This is a genomic window from Sphingopyxis sp. (assembly GCF_035998905.1).
Lineage (GTDB): Bacteria > Pseudomonadota > Alphaproteobacteria > Sphingomonadales > Sphingomonadaceae > Sphingopyxis.
In genome coordinates, this window is sequence record NZ_DASYHG010000030.1 from 393,179 (window position 1) to 402,184 (window position 9,006).

At 63.9% G+C, this 9,006-nt stretch carries 7 protein-coding genes; 3 read left to right on the forward strand and 4 right to left on the reverse strand.

Annotated features, from left to right (window positions below):
- The first annotated feature begins 30 nt into the window (after positions 1–30).
- Entirely contained in the window at positions 31–1,563 is a 1,533-nt protein-coding gene (locus VGN62_RS21290) for an MFS transporter (RefSeq protein WP_327457737.1), read from the forward strand.
- Here the strand turns inward: VGN62_RS21290 and VGN62_RS21295 are convergent.
- The 4 genes from VGN62_RS21295 to VGN62_RS21310 form a co-directional block, all read right to left on the reverse strand.
- Positions 1,560–2,465: a LysR family transcriptional regulator gene (locus tag VGN62_RS21295; protein ID WP_327457739.1), complete on the reverse strand. Its 906-nt coding sequence runs from the start codon at positions 2,463–2,465 to the stop codon at positions 1,560–1,562. The two genes, VGN62_RS21290 and VGN62_RS21295, sit on opposite strands and share 4 nt — an antisense overlap.
- 96 nt (positions 2,466–2,561) lie before the next feature.
- Positions 2,562–3,755, reverse strand: a complete 1,194-nt coding sequence (locus tag VGN62_RS21300) for an amidohydrolase family protein (RefSeq protein WP_327457742.1) — start codon at positions 3,753–3,755, stop codon at positions 2,562–2,564.
- Between the two features lie 130 nt (positions 3,756–3,885).
- Positions 3,886–5,094: an MFS transporter gene (locus VGN62_RS21305; protein WP_327457744.1), complete on the reverse strand. Its 1,209-nt coding sequence runs from the start codon at positions 5,092–5,094 to the stop codon at positions 3,886–3,888.
- A 54-nt stretch (positions 5,095–5,148) separates the two neighbouring features.
- Positions 5,149–7,464, reverse strand: coding sequence for a TonB-dependent receptor (locus tag VGN62_RS21310; RefSeq protein ID WP_327457746.1), 2,316 nt, complete (start codon positions 7,462–7,464; stop codon positions 5,149–5,151).
- Positions 7,465–8,256: 792 nt separating this feature from the next.
- Between VGN62_RS21310 and VGN62_RS21315 the strand changes: the two genes are divergently transcribed.
- Together VGN62_RS21315 and VGN62_RS21320 are read left to right on the forward strand one after the other, a co-directional pair.
- Entirely contained in the window at positions 8,257–8,445 is a 189-nt protein-coding gene (locus VGN62_RS21315) for a hypothetical protein (protein WP_327457748.1), read from the forward strand.
- Positions 8,442–8,630: a hypothetical protein gene (locus VGN62_RS21320; RefSeq protein WP_327457750.1), complete on the forward strand. Its 189-nt coding sequence runs from the start codon at positions 8,442–8,444 to the stop codon at positions 8,628–8,630. Before VGN62_RS21315 ends, VGN62_RS21320 begins: the two co-directional genes overlap by 4 nt.
- Positions 8,631–9,006: the final 376 nt, after the last annotated feature.

The window sequence follows — 9,006 nt, forward strand, 5'->3', positions numbered from 1 at the left end:
ACGGGCCCGGACGTTCGAAAGGTGCCGCCCATGACCCACTCCCCCGCCCGCAAAAACACGCTGGCCCTGTTCGCCATGTGCCTCGGCGCGCTGATGTTCGGCCTCGAAATCACAAGCGTCCCGGTGATCCTCCCAAGCCTGGAGAAAGTGCTTCACGGCGACTTCCAGCAACTGCAGTGGGTCATGAACGCCTATACGCTCGCCTGCACGACCGTGCTGATGGCCACCGGCACGCTGGCCGATCGCTTTGGCCGCAAGCGCATCTTCATGATCAGCGTGGCAGCCTTCGGCGCCACCTCGGCGCTGTGCGGCCTCGCCGACAATATGACGTTGCTCATCGCGGGTCGGCTGCTTCAGGGCCTTGCCGGCGGGGCGATGCTGATCTGCTCGATTGCGCTTCTCTCGCACCAGTTTCAGGATGCGCGCGAACGGGGCCGCGCCTTTGCGATCTGGGGTGTCGTTTCGGGAATCGGGCTTGGTTTCGGTCCGCTCGTCGGGAGCGCGACGATCGCGCTGGCCGGCTGGCAATGGATATTTCTTGTCCACCTTCCGCTCGCGCTGGTGACGCTGGCGATCGCGGCGGGCACGATAGCCGAATCGCGCGACCCCGACGCGAGCCACCTCGACGCGGCGGGAATCCTGACGCTTTCGCTGGCGGTATTCGGACTTGTCTATCTCATCACGCAGGGCGCGACGCTTGGCCTGCCGACGTCAGTCGCGATCGCTGCCGCCACGGCCATCTGTTTCGCCGCATTCCTGTTTTCCGAGCGGCGCCAGGCGCATCCGATGTTCGATTTTTCGGTCTTTCGGAACCGCAGCTTTTCGGGCGCGATCCTCGGCTGCATCGCGATGAACGTCAGCTATTGGCCCTTCATGATCTATCTGCCGATCTACCTTCAGACCGGCCTCGGCTACGACACGCTCGCGACCGGCCTGTGCCTGCTCGCCTATACATTGCCCGCGCTGATCTTTCCCCCGCTGGGCGAGCGCCTGTCGCTGCGATACGGGCCGGGCGCCGTCATTCCGTCGGGCCTCGCCACGATCGGGCTTGGCTTTATCGCCATGAAGCTCGGCAGCATCGCGGCGCAGCCCAGTTGGCTGACGATGCTACCCGGCCTGCTTCTTGCGGGCATCGGGATCGGCATCACCAATACCCCCGTGACCAACACCACGACGGCATCGGTCCTCCCGAGCCGGGCCGGCATGGCATCGGGCATCGACATGAGCGCGCGGCTGATCACGCTCGCCGTGAACATTGCGCTCATGGGCATCATTCTCGTCGAAGGAATCGCCGCGGCGCTGCAACGCGCCGCCCCGACGGGTGCAGGGCTGATCCAGTTGCGGACGGTGGCAGAGGCAATCGCGGCCGGTCAGGCAGTAATCGGCAACCTGCCGGAGGGCGCCATACAGCATGGACTCACCGCCGGCTTCGGCCTCGTCATGATCTATGGCGGTGTCGCGGCGCTGATACTGGCGATTTTGAGCCTCGTCCTCTTCCGGTCAGGTCGGCAGGCCCCTCGCCTCTGCCCGGACGACGGAACGGGTAGCGGCTATGCGCTCTAATATCGCGCCGCGAGCGACGCCGCCATCGACGGTCGCACCTTCACGCGGCTGAACTGGCGGACCAGATAGTCGATGAAGGCGCGCGTCGCGACCGACATGATTCCCGGCGAATAGACGACCCAGCATTTGCGGTCGTAAAAGGACCATTCGGCATCGAGCGCCAGCATCCCGCCGCTGGCGAGGTCCTGGCGCACGATGCTGACCGGCAGGCTCGCGATGCCGAGCCCCTTGCGCGCCGCACTGCGCAGCGCGATGCCGCTGTTGCTCATCCAGCGCGGCCCCACCTTGACGCTGACGTCGTCGTTGAAACTCATCGTCGCGCTGAGGTCGGTCAGGCAGTCGTGTTCGAGCAGGTCCTGCGGGGTTTCGGGCCAGCCGCGCGCGGCGACATATTCGGGCGCGGCGCACAGGCAATAGGACAGATAGCCGAAGGTGCGTGCGCGCAGGTTCGAATTGGGCAGGATGCCATAGCGGATGACAACGTCGAACCGCTCCTGCACGATCTCATTCTCGTTGAGATAGGCGATCGGCTCGATCACGATGCCCGGATGGTCGGTGCTGAATTCGGCAAGCAGCGCGGACATGAAGTCCGACCCGAAGATGTCGCTGAGTCCCACGCGCAGGCGCCCGACGGGTTCGGTGCTGTAACGCCCGACCTGCTTTTCGACTTCGCTGAGGCGCGTCTGCAGGTCGGCGCATTCGCGGTGGAAACTTTCGCCCGCGCCGGTCAGCGACAGGCGGCGGGTGGTGCGGACGAGCAGCTGGACCCCCAGCCGCTCTTCCAGTTCGTGCACCGTCTTGCTGATATAGGATTTGGAAACCCCCAGATGATCGCCCGCGGCAGTGAAACTGACCTGCTCGACAACCGCCAGAAATTCCTCGATTCCGCGCCAGCTCGACATCATCCCATCCCCAAAAGGCCGGGATGCTCTATCAAGCAGGCGCCCGAGTGCAATTGACTACAAGCCCCTCCCCCTAAGGGGAAGGGCTCGTCTCGCTCATTCCGCTGCCTGCTTGACGAACAGTTCGCGGCGCGGGCCGATTTCGCCCGCGACCTTCCACAGCGCGTCGGCATCGACGTCATAGACATCGAGCGCGTTGATCCCCAGCATCGCCTGGATATCGTCGTCGGGCAGGCCGCCGAGGCTGACCGTCATCTTTTCGAGTGTGCTCGGCCATGTGCCTTCGGGGTGCGGATAGTCGGTGCCCCACAGGATGCGGTCGACGCCGATGTCGTAATAGGCCTGCGTCGTTTCCTCGTCGGGCAGCGCCGAACAGCCGACCCACACGTTGCGCGCGAAATACTCGCTCGGCTTCATGCTCATATTGGCATAATAATCGCCGAGCTTGCCGCTCGTGTGCTTCGCCGACGCGCGAATGTCCATCAGCTGCATCACCCACGGGAACCAGAATTCGCCGCCCGCCTCGGTGAAGCAGACCTTGAGCTGCTTATATTCCTCGAAAACCCCGCCAAAGGTCATCGACCACAGCGGCCGCGTCATCCAGAAGGCGAATTCGCACAAATAGGTGCCGATCCAGCCGGGCTGCGTCGTGTCATAGGCCGGCGCACCGCCCGAATGGAAATGCAGCGGCATGTTATAGTCCTGGAGCATCGCCCAGATGCGGTGATATTTGGTGTGGTTGTAGAGGTCGTACCCCTCGGTCACCGCAGGGAAGAACACGCCCTTCAGGCCGTTCTTGCGTGCCCATTCGATCTCCTTCGCGGTTTCGTCGAGATCGTAGAGCGCGGGAATGACCGCGAGGCCGATGCGGCGGTGCGGATCGTCCTGGCAGAATTCGGCGAGCCAGCGATTGTGCGCGCGGGCGCCGGCCCATTGCAGCTCGGCGCGTGCGGCATTGGGCTTCAGCCCGATGTCGGCGCCGAACGGCGGCGCGTTGCGTTCGGTGATGCCGTCAGGGAACAGCACCTCGGCCGCGACCCCGTCCTGATTGAGCACGCGGTTGCGGATCGTGCCGTCCCACGCACCTTCCAGCCCGTCGCCCACGCGCGCGCGCCACTTGGTGTTGAAGTCGTCGATCAGGAAGCGCTTTTCATGCTCTTCGCGCGCCTTGATCTCGAGCTGGACGGTCTCGTCGAACTGCTGGTGATATTTCGATTCGAGATAGTCGCGATAACGCTCGGGCGGGAGGCCGACGTGGCCGTCCGACGAAATGACAAGGTAACGATCCATATTTCCTCTCCGCTTCATTCTTTACAATGCATCCCCTGCCCGGCCGCTCTCGCGGATCGGATCGGGCGCATGACGATGGTCCGACACTATGCGCTTCGCGCGCGGGAAAAAGCGGTCCGGCGGCAACGCACTATCGCTCGTCATGAACAATGGCCGGGTCGGATAACGGCCGGGCCAGATGGTCAAGCAGCAAGGCCGCGCAGATCGCCGCCGCGACCGCGAAGGGTGCGGGCCGCCAAACCTGATAGGCCATCGACGCGAGAATCGGTGGCAGCGTGATCGACGCGCCCGCGATCAACGTGATCGCCGAGGCGATGCCGACCTGCTCCTTCGCCGATCCCGCGAGCGACGCCGCGGCGCTGAAGCCCGGCCGCGCCAGCCCGTAACCAAAGCTCGCGAGCGCGAAACCGGCCGCCGCCGCCCAGACGCCGCCGAGCATCGCCGCAGCATTGCCGGCGCAGGCCAGCGCCACGCCCGCGCGTATCATCGTCCGCGTCGACAGCGACAGCAGCCGCACCAGCCCCCATTGCGCGAGCAGCGCGGAGATCGCGCCCGCGGTCATCGCGATGCCGATCATCTGCTGCGCCGCCGCGGCGCCCGGCGGCATCCGGTCGATGATCACGAAACCGATCGTATAGAGGTTGATCGCCTGCGCCGAGCAGAGGAGCAGCCCGAAATTGAGGTGCCGCCCGATCGCCTTTCTGCGCCAGACATCGGACATGGTCGGCGCATTCGGGTCGCTCGATGCGGCCGCGGTCACCGGCGAGGCGGCGGGTAGGAAAAGCCACGATCCCGCGAGCGCCAGCGCGCCGAGCAGCGCGAAGCCGAGCATCGGCCCCAGCGGCCCCAAGGGGTCGATCATCAGCGCCGGTGCGATCGCGGGACCGATGATCGTCCCGAGGCTGAGCGCGCCCGCGAGGCCGGCGATCGCGTGCGTGCGCTGCGCGCCCTCGGTCCGCGCCGCGACAAGTGCCTGCGTCGCCGTCGCCGCCGCGGACCCCAGCAAGCCATAGATCGACCGCAGCACGGCAAAGCAGCCGAAGGTCGCAAGCGGCGGCAGGATGGCCAGCAGGCCGAGCTCGACCGCCAGCGCACAGCCGCCCATCGAAAGCACGAAGCCGACGAGGCCGGCCCGAATATAGAAGGCCGGCCCCGCGCGCCCGATCCGCGACACCCAGAAGGGCGAGCTGACCGCCCAGGTCAGCGCCGAGACCGAAAAAATGCCCGCGACGAGGAAATCGGGGATGCGCAGCATCCGGCCGATCGCCGGCATCACCGACACGAGGCCGATGTTGCCGATGGCGGTCAGGAAGGTCACCGCCCCCAGAAAGGGCAGCACCCATCGTGACCCCATCGACGACGGGGACGAAAGCGCCGGCACCGGACCGCCCGATCAGAAGCGGATACGCAGCTCTCCGCCGAAGCTGCGCGGATCGCCATACTGACCGAGCGTCAGCACGCCGAGGTTGATCGCGCTGACCTTATATTCCTTGTCGGTCAGATTCTTGCCCCACAGCGCGAGTTCGGCCGTGGTGCCGCCGCCAAGCTCGATCCCCGCGAGCGCGATGCGCCCGTCGAGCAGCCCGTAGGACGGCATCTTCGCAAGTGGGTCGGGGGTGATCGACGAATATTGGCTGCTGCGCCAGCTGTAGTTCAGGCTCGCCTCCAGCCGCCCCGGGCCGACGTCATGGCGATAGAGCGCACCGACCTGGTAATTCCACTTCGGCACGCGCGAGAGGACATAGGTGTCGGTCACATCGGTGCCGTCGGGCAGGATGAAATCGGTGTAGCGCGCATCGACATAGCCGCCGCCGAAATTGATCGTGAAGCCGTCGACCGGGCGCAGCGTTCCCTCGACCTCGAAGCCGGTGAACTTCGCCTTGCCCGCGTTAATGATGTTCGTCGTCACGAGCGAAGGCACGAACACCCCGGCCTGGAAATCCTTGTAGATCGAATGATAGACGGCGGCGCTCAGGTTGAGCGCGTTGCCGAGCCCCGCATATTTCATGCCGAGCTCGAACGACGTCAGCTTCTCGGGATTATAGGCCGTCATGAAAGCGGTGTTGGTCGCGGCGGTATCGTTGATGCCGCCGCTCTTGAACCCCGTCGCGACGCGCGCATAGACCGAGAAATCGGGCTGGATCTTGTAGAGGATGTTGAATTCGGGGTTGAAGCGTTTCCACACCCCCGAATTTTCGAGCGGGCTGAGGTCGGTATATCCGATCCCGCCCGCACCCGGCCGCGCTCCCGCCGCCGGCCCGCCGCTGCGGGTCACCGGATTGCCGTTCGCATCGCGCAGGAACACCCCCGAACCCGGCGCCGCAGGATTGGTGCGATACGCCGAATTGGACAGCAGCAGCTCATAGGCGTGCTTGGACTCGCGCGTGTAGCGAAGGCCGACCGACGCGGTCAGCTTCTCGTCCAGCATCTGCGGCGTCCACGCGACCTGGCCGTAGCCGGCGTAGGATTTCGAACGGCCGCCGCGCTCGCTGATGTCGAAGGCGTTGCCCCCGAACTGGAAGTTCCAGCGCGGGTTGAACACGTCATATTCGTCGTCGAGATAGAAGGCGCCGAGCGTGTATTTGAAGTCGCCGACCGTTCCGATCGCCTGAAATTCCTGCGTGAACTGCTTGTAATTATTGTCGAGGATGATGCGCAGCAGGTCGAGCGGGCTCCCGTCGAAATCGCTCGCCGACCGCGTGATCGCGGTGCGCCGTGCGGTGATCGACTTGAGCGTCAGGTCGCCGATCCCCGGCTCCCATTCGAGCGTTAGCGCATGCCCGTTGGTGCGATAGTCGCTGCGGAGCGCACTTTGCGCCCCGATCTCACGCGTCCGGCCGCTGACGACATAAGGCGCCATCAGCGCGTTGACGAACGCGGTCGCGCCCGACCCGGTGACCGCGGTCGCGACGAGCTGGTTCGGGGTGCCCTTGCTGTCCGAAATATCATAGCTGTAGAGCGCGCTGAAACTGCTCGACGGGCGCCACAGAAGGTCGGCGCGCGCCGCCCACAATTCTTCCTCGCCGAAATTATCCTTGCGCAGCGAGTTGCGGTAATAGCCGCCGTCGAGCTTGGTGATCACGCCGACCTTGGCGCTGAAGCCCGCGACCTCCGGCAGGTCAACCGAAAGGCGCTGGGTGAACTGCCCCCAGCTTCCGGCGCCCGCGAGGAACTGCCCGCCGAACTCGCCGCTCGGCTTGCGTGTGATCAGGTTGACCGCGCCGCCGATCGTGTTCTTGCCGTAAAGCGTTCCCTGCGGTCCGCGCAGCACTTCGACGCGCTCGAGGTCGACCGTGTCGAAGGCGGCGCCGGTCGATTTTCCGATCGGCACGCCGTCGATATAGAGGCCCACCGGCTGGTCGCGGGCAAGGCTGGTGTCGGCGGACGGCGACAGGCCGCGGATGGTGATCAGCGGGCCGAAGCTGTTGCCGATCGTTTCGTTGATCTGGACGTTCGGCACGATCGTCGCGATGTCCGACACGTTGCGAACCTGCGCACGGTCGATCGCCGCGCTGCTGACCGCGGAGACCGAGATCGGCACATCGACGAGCCGCTCCTCGCGCCGCTGTGCGGTGACGACAATGTCGCCCTCGGCGGGTGCGGCATTGTCTGCCGCCGGGCTTTCGCCTGCCTCCTGCGCCATCACGACCGATGAATTCAGCGCCGTCGCGGCCATGACCGCCCAAAGGGCAGTTTTCCGAAATGCCATAATGCCTCCCTCTCCAAATGCGGCCTCTTTGGACCGCCAATATTCGGGCTTCTTCCGCTGGGCCCGGTTACGGAGCGGGACGATAACCAACCTTCCAAGGCGATAAAGCGCGCCACTGGAACTACACTGTTCACCCCTGTGGCGAATAGCCGCACGCCCCCAGAATGATACCCTTCGCGTTCCGGGCCGATTTTCCATGCGCAAGACCGGCGCGTTCGCCAACAGATCGAAGGCAGAATTGCACGACGAAAGACGGTGGTCGGCGACCCGAAGCGGTGAGTCTTTGCAGCGATTGCGCCAAAGATGGGGAGTTCAAGCCTCTGGTTTGAACAGGCGTCAGTCTCTGCGTCTTCGACCCTTCCGCATTTGCATTCGACGACAGCCTATCGCTGTGAAGCGTGTCGAACGATTGCACTACATATTTTCGAACGTGGATATGCTGGACTGAGTGCGCAGCTGGCACCGAGCGGCCCGAAATCGAGGAGCCATCCCGGAAATAGTGAAGCTTCGAGATGGCAGTTTCTGCCAGTCTATCGATGCCTGTCCGACAATCCCGGATCCGGAAAGGAAATGGTGCCCAGAAGAGGAACGCAACGGGGCGCCAAAGCGACGGATTTCTCACGCAAATCAGCAACGAGATATCGCCGAAACCATCATAGGAACCATCACAGATTTTGGCAAGTGACCGGCCCCCGCGGTGGTGACGTAGTTTGAATTAGGCGGTTGTAAAAGGAGGCTCGGCTGGCCGAGGCATGTGACGATCCAGAAGACGATCCAGAAGGAGTCGATCATATGTATACACGGAATCCCAGCATCCATCTTACTCGCGGCCGCCAGACGCTCACGATCACGAAATTGTCCGAACGCTACATTGGCCTCATCAACGGCAAACCCTATATTGAGGCCCTGTGCCGCGAGGAGGTAGCGCGCCATCTCGTGCTGGCACCGTCGAACGACAATCGCGCCGGAGATGAGCAATGAAGAAAGCCAAGAAGGCCAATTCCGCAGCGCTCGTCCGTGCCGCTCGCCGCCTTGTCGGTCATGACGACGAGACCCCGGTGACCGACGAGGAGCTGGCGATCATGGATGAGGTTCGCCGTGAGCACGCGCGCCCGAGCAAAGAGGAAATTCGCGCGGAGGCGAAGCGCTTGCTCAAGAGAGGCTGAGTTAAGGTTAATTATTTCAATGCCTTATACCCTATCATAATACAGATTTCCTGTTCAAAAGCAAACCACGATTACTTGCTTGCTTGCCCTTTCGTTCTGATCTCCAAGCCCCGCGCGCCGAATAGCGGCGCCACTGCAAGGAGATCGAGTATGAGTGTTATCAAGATTGGGACTGTCCGGGGCCGGTCAGCAACGGCACTGGATGAATAGACTGGATGCGCAGACCCGCGCGTATATTGTCAAACGGCGTTCAAAAGGGACCCCCGATCGGCGTCGAAGAGGGACCCCTTTTCGGATATGATGTTGGTTTGTTGAAGATGGCCTTGCGCTGCGTGCGGCGGAGGGCGGGCGTAGCCCGACCGGAGGCGCGCGCAGC